Origin of the sequence: Beijerinckia sp. L45, assembly GCF_009765775.1 — a bacterium.
Classification (GTDB): domain Bacteria; phylum Pseudomonadota; class Alphaproteobacteria; order Rhizobiales; family Beijerinckiaceae; genus RH-AL1.
The window spans coordinates 1-13472 of record NZ_LMUU01000055.1; the positions used below are offsets into that span (position 1 = coordinate 1).

General features: G+C 63.3%; 14 protein-coding genes. 9 read left to right on the forward strand and 5 right to left on the reverse strand.

Annotated features, from left to right (window positions below; all coding sequences use genetic code 11):
* Window positions 1-59 precede the first annotated feature (59 nt).
* The 5 genes from GSQ79_RS05600 to GSQ79_RS05620 all read left to right on the forward strand — a co-directional run bounded on the left by GSQ79_RS05600 (window position 60) and on the right by GSQ79_RS05620 (window position 2571).
* Window positions 60-824, forward strand: a complete 765-nt coding sequence (locus GSQ79_RS05600) for an ABC transporter ATP-binding protein (protein ID WP_368669917.1) — start codon at window positions 60-62, stop codon at window positions 822-824.
* Between the two features lie 143 nt (window positions 825-967).
* Window positions 968-1177, forward strand: a complete 210-nt coding sequence (locus tag GSQ79_RS05605; RefSeq protein WP_158807750.1) for a hypothetical protein — start codon at window positions 968-970, stop codon at window positions 1175-1177.
* A 44-nt stretch (window positions 1178-1221) separates the two neighbouring features.
* Window positions 1222-1539, forward strand: coding sequence for a hypothetical protein (locus GSQ79_RS05610; protein ID WP_158807751.1), 318 nt, complete (start codon window positions 1222-1224; stop codon window positions 1537-1539).
* Window positions 1540-1689: 150 nt separating this feature from the next.
* On the forward strand, window positions 1690-2100 hold the full coding sequence (locus GSQ79_RS05615; RefSeq protein WP_158807752.1) for an antitoxin Xre/MbcA/ParS toxin-binding domain-containing protein: 411 nt from the start codon (window positions 1690-1692) through the stop codon (window positions 2098-2100).
* Between the two features lie 9 nt (window positions 2101-2109).
* Window positions 2110-2571, forward strand: a complete 462-nt coding sequence (locus GSQ79_RS05620) for an RES family NAD+ phosphorylase (protein ID WP_158807753.1) — start codon at window positions 2110-2112, stop codon at window positions 2569-2571.
* Window positions 2572-2613: 42 nt separating this feature from the next.
* Here GSQ79_RS05620 and GSQ79_RS05625 read toward each other — a convergent pair whose 3' ends face one another.
* From GSQ79_RS05625 to GSQ79_RS05635, 3 genes are read right to left on the reverse strand one after another with little or no spacing between them, the layout of a single operon-like run.
* Complete coding sequence (locus GSQ79_RS05625; RefSeq protein ID WP_158807754.1) at window positions 2614-4134, reverse strand: efflux transporter outer membrane subunit; 1521 nt, start codon at window positions 4132-4134, stop codon at window positions 2614-2616.
* 3 nt (window positions 4135-4137) lie between these two features.
* Entirely contained in the window at window positions 4138-5793 is a 1656-nt protein-coding gene (locus tag GSQ79_RS05630) for a DHA2 family efflux MFS transporter permease subunit (RefSeq protein ID WP_158807755.1), read from the reverse strand.
* Complete coding sequence (locus GSQ79_RS05635) at window positions 5790-6974, reverse strand: HlyD family secretion protein (protein WP_158807756.1); 1185 nt, start codon at window positions 6972-6974, stop codon at window positions 5790-5792. The genes GSQ79_RS05630 and GSQ79_RS05635 overlap by 4 nt, the downstream gene beginning before the upstream one ends.
* 115 nt (window positions 6975-7089) lie before the next feature.
* Between GSQ79_RS05635 and GSQ79_RS05640 the strand changes: the two genes are divergently transcribed.
* Window positions 7090-7740 carry a TetR/AcrR family transcriptional regulator gene (locus GSQ79_RS05640; protein ID WP_158807757.1) on the forward strand — a complete coding sequence of 217 codons (651 nt, stop codon included), beginning with the start codon at window positions 7090-7092 and terminating at the stop codon, window positions 7738-7740.
* A gap of 20 nt (window positions 7741-7760) precedes the next feature.
* Here the strand turns inward: GSQ79_RS05640 and ggt are convergent, their stop codons facing one another.
* Window positions 7761-9608 (reverse strand): gamma-glutamyltransferase, encoded by a 1848-nt coding sequence (gene ggt / locus GSQ79_RS05645; RefSeq protein ID WP_246725119.1) that lies wholly within the window; start codon window positions 9606-9608, stop codon window positions 7761-7763.
* 203 nt (window positions 9609-9811) lie between these two features.
* Between ggt and GSQ79_RS05650 the strand changes: the two genes are divergently transcribed.
* From GSQ79_RS05650 to GSQ79_RS05660, 3 genes are all read left to right on the forward strand, one after another.
* A complete protein-coding gene (locus GSQ79_RS05650; protein ID WP_158807759.1) occupies window positions 9812-10072 on the forward strand; it encodes a hypothetical protein in 261 nt (86 codons plus the stop codon).
* A 424-nt stretch (window positions 10073-10496) separates the two neighbouring features.
* Window positions 10497-11516, forward strand: a complete 1020-nt coding sequence (locus GSQ79_RS05655) for a glutamine synthetase beta-grasp domain-containing protein (protein WP_158807760.1) — start codon at window positions 10497-10499, stop codon at window positions 11514-11516.
* 262 nt (window positions 11517-11778) lie between these two features.
* A complete protein-coding gene (locus tag GSQ79_RS05660) occupies window positions 11779-12720 on the forward strand; it encodes a glutaminase (RefSeq protein WP_158807761.1) in 942 nt (313 codons plus the stop codon).
* 13 nt (window positions 12721-12733) lie between these two features.
* Here GSQ79_RS05660 and GSQ79_RS05665 read toward each other — a convergent pair whose 3' ends face one another.
* Window positions 12734-12979, reverse strand: a complete 246-nt coding sequence (locus GSQ79_RS05665) for a hypothetical protein (RefSeq protein ID WP_158807762.1) — start codon at window positions 12977-12979, stop codon at window positions 12734-12736.
* Window positions 12980-13472: the final 493 nt, after the last annotated feature.

Consider the following 13472-nt stretch of genomic DNA (forward strand, 5'->3'; position numbering starts at 1 on the left):
AGATCCGCGAGAATCCGAAAGTCATCGCCGCCTACCTCGGCGAGACGTCCGTCGACGACGTGAAAGCGCCTACGCCAGTTCGATCCGCAACCACGCCGGCCGCCCCCATTCTCGAATTAAGAAAACTCAACGCCGGCTACGGCCCCGTAAAGGTGTTGCACGATCTCGATCTGGTGGTGAACGCCGGCGAAATCGTCGCCCTGCTCGGCGCCAACGGCGCCGGCAAGTCGACGCTGCTGCGCACCCTGTTCGGCAGGCCGCGGCCGACAAGCGGGCAGATTTTGTTCGAAGGCCAACCGATCGAAGGGATGCCGGCGCACGCGGTCGCCAAGCGCGGCATCGCCCACGCACCGGAAGGCCGCCGCATCATGCCGAAGATGACGGTGCTGGAAAATCTTCAAATTGGCGGCCACCTCATCGATCCCACGCATTTCGCCGCGGACGTGGACAAAGTGTTCGCGCTGTTCCCCCGTCTCGCCGAACGGCGCAAGCAGCGCGCCGGGACGATGTCCGGCGGCGAGCAGCAGATGCTGGCGATCGGCCGTGCGCTGATGCAGCGGCCAAAACTGCTGCTCCTCGACGAACCATCGCTCGGCCTCGCGCCGCTCATCATCCGCCAGATCTTCGACGCCATCCGCGACATCAACGTCCGCGAGGGGATCACCGTATTGCTCGTCGAACAGAACGTGGTGCAGGCGCTCGGCATCGCCGATCGCGGCTATGTGCTGCAGACCGGGCGCGTGGTCCATGCCGGCACCGCAAGCGACCTCCTCGCCATGCCGGAGGTTCGCGGCGCCTATCTGGAAGGCGCGATCGCCTCATAGAGTCCCATCGCGGCCACAGCTACTTTGAAATATAGAGCCTTTCAAAACTAGAGTTATTCTATGTCTAATCTTCTGTGATGCGCTTGAGACCTTGATTTAATCGGTCTAGCTGTGGTGCCGGGAGCAACAGCGAGCAGGCCATCATGAGTCAAAGTTCCGGAACCGGCGCCGCGCACGGCCCCGTCGCGATCGACGAACTGATCGCCCTCGAAATCACCCGGACCCAGGCGCCCCCGGGCGACGTCGACCGGGCCATCCGCTTTCTTGCAAGCGCACGCGGGCGCGATCCCAAAGCCTACCAAGCGCTGCCGCGTCGCATGCGGCGGCTCGTCGACTTGTTGATCGCAGCCTGAGTCGGCAACCCTCCATCGGGTGCCACGAACTGAAAGATGATTTCATGCATCATGACCGCAATGCCTTGGCGCCGGAAAAGCAGGCCTCCGCTCATATGGCGCAATCGATCCGCCATGCCTTCTGCACGGCCGTGAACGCCAGCGGCCTGCCGCCGATGGCGGTCCTGGAACTGGCCTCGATGGCGCTCGGTGCCATTTACAAGGAAGCCGCCGCGGCGCATCGCGGCTCTAATGGATGCCCCTGCGGCTGGCACCCCGACGCTGCGGCCGATCTCGACGCGCTGCGCCTAGCGCTCGGCATCGCGGCATCTGTTGACGCCAGCGTGGATCTCCGCTCGGTGCAGGCGCTCGGCAACGGCTAGGCCTGTCGACGAAAGAACGCGGCCTTGACATTTTAAAAATCGCGCATCCCGTTTGCTGGCGATTCGCGCCTCACCAGTCGATATGTTAACACTTCGTTAACTCGCCATGGTGTCTTCTGCCGAGTAGGGCGAGAAGTGAGTGGGATTGATATGAGTCAGTTGCCATCAAGCGTCTTCGGGCAAATCGATGTGTTGGTGGACACACAAAGTCGCTCCAACCCTGAATTTGCGCTTCCCGCCTCTGTCATCCCGCATTTCGAACGTGCTGGGATGGAAGCCGATGAGGTTTATCGGATCATCGGTCCAAAAAACGAAGTCGCGCACTTGGTCGCGGAAAACGCCGATTTGAGCGTCGATCAGACCGATCGCGCCTCGCGCGTCGCTCATATCGTCAGCTTGGCAGAACGTGTTTTTGGCAAACGGGAAAAAGCATTTCTTTGGTTGCGGCTCCCTAATCAACTTCTCGGCGATAAGAGGCCCATCGATTGCCTGGCACGGGAGTCGACGGCGCGCCTCGTGCAAGAAACATTACTTCAGATCGAATACGGCATCTTCGCGTAAAGCGAGGTGTTGATCTGGCGTATTTCCAAATACACCGATCTCATCGGCCGCGGGGGCCTCGCGGTCTCAGGCCGGTGGCACACGAGTCCCAGGCCGATCGTCTATGCCTCGGCGGAAGCTTATACGGCGTATTGCGAGAGGATACGACACCTCGGCCACGCTTCGTTGTTGCCCGACGGCGACAAGCTCATGAAGATCGACTGCCCTTCGTCGGTCGAGATCGAGGACGTCGATGTTTCCCACTTGGATCCGGCATGGAGTTCCAATTCGGTGGGCTGGCGGATCTGCAGACCTATCGGTGACGAGTGGCTCCGTTCCGGAAGAACTGCGCTACTCAAGGTGCCGTCCGCCGCCAGAAACGGCGCCTTCAATTACCTGATAAACCCGGCAGCTTTTCGAGCGAACGAGATCTCGGTTCTTGAGGCGCTGGATCAGCCCTTTCCGGATTTCGCGACGCAGCCCATGGTTTGAGTCGTGGACCCTCTCAATTCGAGGCTCGCGCCGCCCTCGGCTCTACTGGTTCGCTGCGAACACCGGCGTCGCGCTCGCGTCGGGATAGGTGAGCTCCCAACCACCGCCCAGCGCCTTGTAGAGCGCGACGAGATCGGTCGAGACGTTGGCGGTGCTTTGCGCCAGTTCCTGTTCCGCCTGCAGCACGGTGCGCGCGTCGTCGAGCACGGTGGTGAACTCCGCAACGCCCTGTGCGTAACGCGAGCGCGCCAGAACCAGGGCGGCGCGGGCGTGCTCCACCTGATTCTTCAGGCGGCTGCGGCGGTCCTGCTCTGTGCGATACGAGGTCATGGCGTTGACCACGTCGTGCCAGGCCTGCAGCACCGTCTTGTGGTAGGCGATCGCCGCTTCCTGCTGCTGATGTTCGCGCAGCACCAAGGTCGACTTTAGCCGGCCGCCCTCGAAGATCGGCACGGTGACGCTCGGCCCGATCACGTATTGCAGCGACGAGCCGCGAAAGATGTTCTTGGCGTCGAGCGCCTGCAGGGTCGGGGTGCCGTTGAGGCGGACGGTCGGATAGAACTCCGCCACCGCCACGCCGATATCGGCGGTCGCCGCGTGCAGCTGCGCCTCCGCCATGCGGATGTCGGGACGCCGCCGCGCCAATTCCGATGGCACGCCGATCGGCACTTTGGGCGGATTCGGCGGGACACTCTTGGCGGGCATCAGTTCGGCGCTGAGGCCGAGCGGCGGCTCGTCGAGCAGCAGGCTGATGGCGTTGACCTGCTGAATTTCCTGCTGCTGCAGCTGCGGCAGCTGCGCCTCGATCGAGGCGACCTGCGCCGCCGCGCTCTCCGTATCGAGCCCGGTGACCAGCCCCTTTTCCTGACGCACTTTGGTGACGCCGAGGATCTCGTTGTCGACCTGCAGATTGTCCTTGGCGATGCGGATCAGCGCCTGCGTTCCACGCAGCTGCACGTAGTCGCGCGCGACCTCGGCGAGCGTTGAGACGAGCACGTCGCGGCGCTGTTCCGCGGAGGCCTCGAGGTTGGCGTCGGCCGCTTCGATCTGGCGGCGCACATGGCCCCAGAGATCCAGCTCCCACGAGGCGTCGAAGCCGACGGAGTAATTGCTGATCGGCTGCGCGAAGGACGACGTTCCGGCGCCGCCGGTCAACGATGCCGGCAGCAGGCTGAGATAGGAATTCTGGCTCAGCTGCTGGCGCTGGTATTGGCCCGTCCCGTTCAGGGTCGGCAGTTCAGCTGCGGCAGTGACGCCGCGTTGCGCGCGGCTTTCAGCCACCCGCAACGTCGCGGTGCGGACGTCGAGGTTCTGGCCCGCGACGCGATCCTCAAGCGCTGTGAGGATCGGATCGTGGAAGATGCGCCACCATTCGGCATCGCTCGGCGCGCCCGTCGTGGCGCTGGCGATCGCGACAGGCGAAACGACGCGGTTTCCCGTGTCGAGGAAGGAGTTTTGCGGCAGCAGAGGGTTCGGCGCGGTGAACTCGGGGCCGACGCTGTTACAGCCGGCGAGCGCCAGGGCGACCGCTGTCGTTGCCAGCATGATTGTGGGTATTTTCATCATTCAGTGTCCGCCACCGCCGCCACCTGTCGCCTTCTTGGCGGATATGAGGAAACAAAACGGGACTACACAAAAAGCCAGGATCGAGAAATAGAAGAAGACGTTCGAATACGCTAAAATCTGGGACTGTTTTATATATGTCTGGTAGACGTGGCCGACGGCGACGTCGTGCAGGTTTGCGCCGTTCTGCCCGATCGTCCGCAGGCCCGCCTCGGTCTGTGCCACCAGCGTGTTGTAGGGCTGGTGGAACGGCGTCATCCACTTCGACAACGTCTCTTGATTGGCCTGAGAGCGCTGCGTCACCAGCGCGGTCGACGCCGAAATTCCCACCGATCCCGCGACATTGCGGAACATGGAAAAGAGTGCGGCGCCATCGCTGCGCAGGTTCTGGGGCAGCGTCAGGTAGGCGATCGTCGAGATCGGCACGAACAGGAAGGCGAGGGCCCCCGTCTGCGTGCTGCGCATCAAGACGAGCGTGCCGAAGTCGATGTTGGGGACCAGACCACTGGAGAACAGCAGCGCGCAGCCCATCGCGAAGAAGCCGAAAGCGACGATGAAACGCGTCTGGACGACCTTCATCAGCATGCCGACGAAGGGGATCAGCACGATCACCACGAGCCCGCCCGGCGACAGAATCAGGCCGGACAAGGTTGCGGTATAGCCCAACACCTGCTGCGCCAGCTGCGGGATGACCACGGCACTGGCGTAGAGAATGCCGCCCATCGCGCCGATGAGGATGCACCCCATCGAGAAGTTCTTGTCCTTGAACACATCGAGATCGATGATCGGTTTCTTAGCGGTCAGCAGCCACGCGATGGCGCCGGCGATGCCGATGAACGCCAAGAGCGCCATGATCTTGATGAAGCCGGAGCCAAACCAATCATCGTCCTCGCCGCGATCCATGACGATCTGCAGGCTGCCGAGGCCGACGGTGATCAGGGACAGGCCGATATAGTCGATGCCGCGCTTGCGTTTGCGCTTTTCCTTCTCCCACGGCGGATCCTCGACGAGAATCGACACGAGGAAGACCGCGATGATGCCGATCGGGATGTTGATGAAGAAGATCCAGCGCCACGTCGACTGATCGGTGATGATGCCGCCGAGCGTCGGCCCGAGCACCGGCGCGACGATGGTGGCGATCGCGGTGACGCCGAAGGCCGCGCCGCGCTTCGCCGGCTCGAATGTGTCGAGGATGATCGCCTGCTGGTTCGGCTGCAGGCCGCCGCCGAAAAAGCCCTGCATCAGCCGGAAAATGATGATCTGGCCGAGGCTCTGCGAAATGCCGCAGAGGAACGAGCACACCGTGAACATCGCGATGCAGATCATGAAATAGCGCTTGCGGCCGATCGTGTCGCTGAGCCAGCCGGAGATCGTCAGAACGATCCCGTTGGCGACGAGATAGGAGGTCAGCGCCCAGGTCGCCTCGTCGTTCGACGACGACAGCTCGCCGGCGATATGCGGCAGCGCGACGTTGACGATCGTCGTGTCCAGAATTTCCATGAAGGCGGCCATCGTGACGACGACGGCGATCAGCCAGGGGTTGGCGGACGGCCGCCACGCCTGCCCGACGCCAGCCGGCTTGGCCTCGGCGGACTTCGAGGCCTGGGCCGGCTTCGCCGGTCGTCCCGGCGCCTGGCCAGCCGTCGCCGCGGTACTCATTTCACCGTCACGGTCGGGGTGACGGAAATGCCGAGCGGCACCGGCACGGTGGGATCGAGACCGGAGTCGATGACGATTTTCACCGGTACGCGTTGGACGATCTTGACGTAGTTGCCGGTGGCGTTTTCAGGCGGAAACGCGGTGAACTTCGAGCCGGAGCCCAACTGCACGCTGTCGACATGGCCGTGCAGGTCGAGATCGGGAAAGGCATCGACCTTGACCGCGACGCTCTGCCCCGGCCGCATCAGATTGAGCTGGGTTTCCTTGAAGTTGGCGGTGATCCAGACCTCCGGCGAGACGATCGAGAAGATCTGTTGGCCGGCGGTGACGTAGTTGCCGGCCTCGACATTGCGCTTGGTGATCCAGCCATCATGCTCGGCCTTCACCACGGTATAGGACAGGTTGAGCTCGGCCTGATGGAGGCGCGCTTCGGCCTGGTCGACCTGGCCGGACAATTGTCCGACCTGGGCCTGCGCCTGGCCGATGTTCTGCTGCACCGGCGTCGCCTGAACGACGCGCGCCTGCGACTGCAGAACCTGCGCCTGCGCCTGCAACAGCGCCGCATTGGCCGAATCGATTTCCTGCTGGGTCGTCGCCTGTTTCGGCAGACTCTTCTGCCGAGCGAAATCGGCTTCGCGTCGCGTCAGATTGGCCTGCGCCGAGGCGAGATCGGCCTGTGCGGCCTGCAGAGCGGCAGGAAAATTCTTGCCGGCGATCTCGGCGCCGAGCTTCTGGCCGGTCAGCTGCGCCTTGGCAGTCTCCAGCACGCCCTGTGCCTGATCGCGGTCGTTGATGAACTGCCGCGGATCGATGTGGATCAATGGCGTGCCCTGGCGCACGAACTGGTTGTCGGTAACGTCGAGCGAGACGACGCGGCCCGCCACCTGCGGGGCGATCGAGATCGCACGGCCGTCGGTATAGGCGTCGTCCGTGCTTTCAATGTTCGCCGTCGACAGCCAGTAGTAGATGCCGCCGAGCGCCAGCACGATGATGACGATGATCGCGATGATCAGAACGGTAGGGCGGCGCTTCTTCCGCGTCTCTTCGCCCTGCTTCTGCTGATCGTTTCCAGAATCCTTCTTGGCCTCGTCGGGCTGATCGTTCGCCCCAGCCTGCTCCGCGTCCTCATGCTCGGCGGGCGCGTCCTGCGGGTGGTCCGGATCGGGGTTGTTACGTGTCATGAGGGCCCCGTCGACGGTGTCAAAAGTTGCAGTTGCTAGTTGCCGAGCCTGGCTTTTGATGCCTACATGCATCCAGCAACCGAACCGGCTGGTTCGCCTATAGATCAGGAACCGCATGTCCTCGTCAACCGCGCAGGATGATTCAGTCCTCCGTGACCCTCCGATCCCCCGCGGCGAAAAGCGCCGACGCGAGATCGCCGTGGTCGCCGAGCGTGTGTTCTTTGCGCAGGGTTTCACCGATACGACGATGCAGACCATCGCCGCGGAAGCCGGTGCGTCAAAGGAAACGCTGTATCGGCATTTCGGCAGCAAGGAGGGCCTGTTTTCCGAGATCGTCGGAAGTCGCGCCAACCGCTTTCTCGAAGGCCTCGACGAAAACCTGCGTCGCCCCGGGACGGTGGGCGAGGTCCTGCGAAGTCTCGGCACGCGCATGCTCGAGAAAATGATGGATCGCGACGCGCTGTGCCTCTACCGCATCGTCGTGGCCGAGGGCCCGCGCAATCCCGACCTCGGCCGTATCTTTTTCGAGCAGGGGCCGGAGCGGGTCAAGGCGCGCCTCGCGCAATTTCTTGAGGCTGCGACGACGCGCGGCGAACTCCGCTGCACGAATCCGGCCCTGTCGGCCAAGATCTTTTCCGGCGCCATCATCACGTATTATCACATGCTCGGACTGGTCCTGCCGGAGCGACCGACCGCCACCAAGGCCGAGATCAAGGCGCACGTCGACGAGGTCGTCGCGATGTTCCTGCAGCGCTACCAGGTCTGAGCGTCGGGAAGCGCCGCGCGTCAGTAGCCGACGGCCAGCGTGCCGCGCTGCCGCGTGTCCGCCGCGCCGGCGAGCACCGTGTCGGCAATCGCGATGCTTTGCGCCGAGCCCCAGGCGTCGCCGACCGTCACCGTGTAACCTTGTGCCTGCAGCAGGCGGATCGTGTCGCCGTTGAGGCCATGCTCGACACGGAGTTCGTCCGGCAGCAGTTGATCGTGGATCCGCACCGAGTCCGTCGCCTCGGCCAGGTTCATGCCGAAATCGACGGTATTCAGGATGATCTCCAGCACGATGGTGATGATCCGCGAGCCGCCGGGTGAACCCGTCACCAGCTCGAGCTTGCCGTTCCGGAACATCATCGTCGGCGCCATCGAGGAGAGCGGCCGCTTGCCGGGTCCCGGCGCGTTGGCGACGCCGCCGACGAGGCCATAGGCATTGGGCGCACCGGGCTTTGCGGCAAAATCGTCGAGCTCGTTGTTGAGCAGCACGCCGGTGCCGGCCGCGACCATGCCGACGCCGTAGGAAAAGTTCAGCGTGTAGGTGGTCGAAACAGCATTGCCCTCGGCGTCGACGACGGAGAAATGCGTCGTCTGATCGCTTTCGTAGGGCATCGGATCGACCGCCCGAATCTCGGCCGCCGGGCGGGCGCGGTCAGGCAGGATTTTCGCCCGCAATGTGGCCGCATAGGCTTTCGACGTCAGGCCTTTCACCGGCACCGTGACGCTGGCGGGGTCGCCGAGATATTCGGCGCGGTCGGCATAGGCGAGCTTCATCGCTTCCGCCATGTCGTGGATCGCCTCGGCCGAATCCGCACCGGCGGCGCCGAGATCGTAGCCCTCCAGGATGTTGAGCAGCTCGATGACGTGGACGCCGCCGGAGGACGGCGGCGGCATCGAGACGATCTCATGACCGCGATAGGTGCCGCGCACCGGTTCACGCTCGATCGCCCGGTAGGCCCTGAGATCTTCGGTGGTCATTTTCCCGCCGGCCGCGGCGATGGCGTCGACGAGCTTCTGCGCCACGGCGCCTTCGTAGAACCCTTTGCGTCCGTCGCGGGCAAGGGTATCGAGCGTCGTGGCGAGGTCGGTTTGCACCAAAGTGTCGCCGTGCCCCAGCGGCGTGCCGTCCGGGTGCAGGAAGATCGCTGCGCTGGCCGGCCAGCGTTTCAAGCGCGGCGCCAGCGGCAGCGAGTCCGCAAGATCGTCTTCCACCGGAATGCCGCTGCGCGCGAGATCGGCCGCCGGACGCACGAGATCCGCCAGGGTGAATTTGCCCGAGCCGTATTTCTCCAGCGCCAGGGTGAACCCGGCGACGGTCCCCGGCACGCCGACGGCGAGGCCGGTGTCGCGCGACAGGCTCGGCACGGCATCGCCGTTGGCGGCAAGAAACACGGTCGAGCGCGTTGCGGCCGGCGCGGCTTCGCGGAAATCGATGGCCACGGTCGTCTTGGCTTTGGCGCTGTAGACCAGCATGAAGCCGCCGCCGCCGAGATTGCCGGCACGAGGCAGGGTGACGGCGAGCGCAAGACCGGTGGCGACCGCGGCATCGATCGCGTTGCCGCCTTTTTTGAGCACCTCGACGCCGATCCGCGCCGCCGCCCCCTCCTGGGCCACCACCATGCCGTGCCGCGCGATCACCGGAAGCGCGCGCCGGCCGCTGCCGACGATGGCGGGCGGCTCCTGCGCGGCAGCGGCGAAGACGGGTCCAAAAGCGAGAGAGAGCCGAAGCAAAACGCGAAGGATAAGCCGCACGTCATCATCCCTGTTGCGAGGCCGAGGCCGCAATCGCGTCCCGCAGAAATAAGCGGTTCGCCGTGCCTTGTACACGGCGGATCGGGCTGCCGATCGGGCCATGGCCCGGGACGCCATGGTTTGCCCAGATGCCGTGCAGAATTCGCAACTTCGCAACCCCAAAACATCGAAACTGACGAACGTATCAGCGCAATGCATCCAATTTGAGCATGAGGAAATATTGCGAAGACAGGCCAACTAATATACATATTGATTAGGCCGTAGGCGTATTTAGCTCAAACATTAGGCAATACGCAAAAGATATAGACAAAAATGCTGCGATGGACAAGCCACATACGGAAGCGCAGCTTTGGAAGGAGATCGGTCTCATGACCATCAATACGCATCACGAAGACGCCATCCTGCACGAGAATGCCGCGAAAGCTCATCTCATCGCCGCCAAGCAGTGCGAGAAGAGCGCCCGCGCCGCCGATCGCGACGAGGGCCATCTTGCGACGCAGCAGGTTCCCGACACGAGCAGTGCCTGGTACCACGCCGATGCCCTCAAGGATTCAGCCCGTCAGCCGACGCACAAAGCCTAAGCCCAACGACCGCACCGACGCGCCGGATCGACCGGCGCGTTCGCGGTCGCTGACGAAACCCTGGCCTTAGGCCAGGCCGTCGCGTCCTGTTTCGAAAATACGCCTAGACCAAAACTCCGGCGTTACTGAACAGCATGGCGTGATTACTTTGAGCCGAGGTTTTCCTTGCGGCTCGCCCCGGGTTCCAGCTCAAGCTTGGAGCCCTTTTTTGTGTGCGGGCATCCACGGCCGGATGAGCTGCTCGCGCCGAGGCTCTCGCACCCCAACTTGCTGTCCCGTCCGGCCATGACGACCTCGTGAGCGGCGCCCGCGCCTGCCGCGATGGCCTTGGCACACATAATGCCTGAAGCGCCTCGGCTTTGAACGCCCACAATTTCTTCGACTGGTTCCCTGATTTCGGGCCAATAACGACGAGAGACGCTGAATGACCAAATACAAGCTCGAGTACATCTGGCTCGACGGCTATACGCCGGTGCCGAATCTTCGTGGCAAGACGCAGATCAAGGAGTTCGAAAGCTTTCCGACGCTCGAGCAGCTTCCTCTGTGGGGCTTCGACGGCAGCTCGACGCGCCAGGCCGAAGGCCGGAGCTCCGACTGCGTCCTCAAGCCCGTCAGCGTCTTTCCGGACCGCGAACGCGAAAACGGCGTCCTGGTGATGTGCGAAGTCATGATGCCGGACGGCGTCACGCCACATCCGACCAACGGCCGCGCCACGATCCTCGACGATTCCGGCGCTTGGTTCGGCTTCGAGCAGGAATACTTTTTCTACCAGGATGGTCGCCCGCTCGGCTTCCCGACGGCTGGCTATCCCGCGCCGCAGGGCCCTTATTACACCGGCGTCGGCTTCTCCAACGTCGGCTCCGTCGCGCGCGAAATCGTCGAAGAGCATCTCGACATCTGCCTTTACGCCGGCATCAACCACGAAGGCATCAATGCCGAAGTGGCCAAAGGCCAGTGGGAATTCCAGATCTTCGGCAAAGGCTCCAAGAAGGCCGCCGACGAAATGTGGATGGCCCGCTACCTGCTGCAGCGCCTGACGGAAAGCTACGGCATCGACATCGAATACCACTGCAAGCCGCTCGGCGACACCGACTGGAACGGCTCGGGCATGCACGCCAACTTCTCGACCGCCTATATGCGCGACGTCGGCGGCAAGGAGTATTTCGAGAAGCTGATGGCCGCTTTCGAAGCCGCCAAGGACGACCACATTGCGGTCTATGGTCCGGACAATCACATGCGCCTGACCGGCCTGCACGAGACGCAGTCGATCCACCAGTTCAGCTACGGTATCGCTGATCGTGGCGCCTCGATCCGCGTGCCCCACAGCTTCGCGAACAACGGCTACAAGGGCTATCTCGAAGATCGCCGCCCGAACTCGCAAGGGGACCCCTACCAGATCGCGTCGCAGATCCTGAAGACGATCGCGTCGGTGCCGACCACCTAACATCGACGCCGTTCGCGTCCGCGAACGCGTAACGACATCCCGCGGCGCAGGATTGGTATCAAACCAGTCTGCGCCGCTTTCATGTCCGCTCGACGGCCGCAAACGACCCGCCGGCACGTGGCGGTCACAGTCGGACGAGCGGCACGCGCCAACGATCCATCTTGCTTTCGCCTGGGGCTCACGATCCTATCGGCGCGCGCTCCTCTGGCGTTGCACGACCCCGCCATTCTCAGGGACCGCCGATGACGCTGAAGGATCGACCATGAGTCATGCTGCGCCCGACCTGGTCCGTGTGGTGCAGGACATCGCCGACGAGATGCGGCAGCGCCCGGATCGCGGCACCGTCGCGTCATATATTCCCGAACTCGCCAACGTCGATCCCGGCGCCTTCGGCATCGCGGTGATCGATGCCGACGGCGCGGTGGCCGCGGCCGGCGACAGCGACATGCCGTTTTCGATCCAGAGCGTGTCCAAGGTTTTCACCCTGACGCTGGCGCTCGGCATGGTCGGCGACAAGCTGTGGCGGCATGTCGGCCGCGAACCCTCAGGCAACCCCTTCAATTCCATCGTCCAGCTCGAACGCGAGCGCGGCGTGCCGCGAAACCCCTTCATCAACGCCGGCGCGATTGCGGTGACCGACGTGATCCTCTCCGGCCACCAGCCGCGCGAGGCCTTGGGCGAAATCGTCCGGTTCATGCAGGCGCTCGCTCAGGACGATACCATCGCCATCGATCAGGCGGTCGCGGCGTCGGAAAAGCGCACCGGCTTCCGCAACACCGCGCTCGCCAATTACATGAAGTCGTTCGGCGTGATCGAAAATCCCGTGGAGTTCACGCTCGGCGTCTACTTCCACCATTGCGCCATCGCCATGTCGTGCCGGCAGCTCGCAACGGCCAGCCGGTTTCTCGCGCATTCGGGCCGCAACCCATCGACCGGCCTTTCCGTCGTTTCGCCCGAACGCGCGCGCCGCATCAATGCGCTGATGCTGACCTGCGGGCATTACGACGGGTCGGGCGAATTCGCCTATCGCGTCGGCCTTCCCGGCAAAAGCGGCGTCGGCGGCGGCATCATGGCCATCGCGCCCGGCAAAGCCTCCATCGCCGTGTGGTCGCCCGGCCTCGACGCCGCCGGCAACTCGCATCTCGGCCGCCTCGCGCTGGAGCGTCTGACCAAGCGCATGGGCTGGTCGATTTTCGGGGCGTGATCGGGGAGGCTGATTAGCGCTGCCGGGGCCTTGCGCCGCCCAAGCTGTTTTCTTCGCAAGTCCGCGAATCCAATCCAACGGCATAGTTGGCGCATGTTTCGAGAAACGTTCGGCCGTTCGCGTCGCCGTGGAACGGCGGATAGGTCGGCGCCACATTGTCGCGCTGTTGCAGATCGCGGTCTTGCTGTAGTGCGTCCGCTGCCTGTGCCGCCGCACCCCAGGCGATCAGGGCCATGACGGCTAAACTCAAAGATTTCACGCGCTCTCTCCGTCTTTGTGGCAGACAGCGATTAACACGCAGGCTCGGAGATCGGACCCATCGGGTGGCGGGCACGATGGCCGGTAGCGGAGTTCGAAAGTTGGCTTGGTGGCGGACGCAGTCCCGCCGAACCTGTCTCTCAAATTCCCTGTTCCTAGAAATCTTGAGCCATCAGCAGTATCGTGTGTTCAGCTCTAAATAGCTGGTAAAGCGGCCAATTCTTGCGCAGCGATTCACATCGATAAAAAAGAACAGGGAGTTTTACGTTCACAGAACAGGGAATTCTCGGCTTTTAACAGGGAAATAGATGCGACCAACAAGGAAGCAGCTGTTATCGACGCCGGTTCACTTGAGTTACGCGGCCAGCTTCAACTGGTTGGGTGCGGAGCGCGCTTTTGTGCCGTCGAGTGAGAGCCTCTTCCTTTCAAACGGCCACTAGCACTACAGTTGCATTTTTATTCGGATATGGTCCCGGCGGGCGGTCGCTTGATGA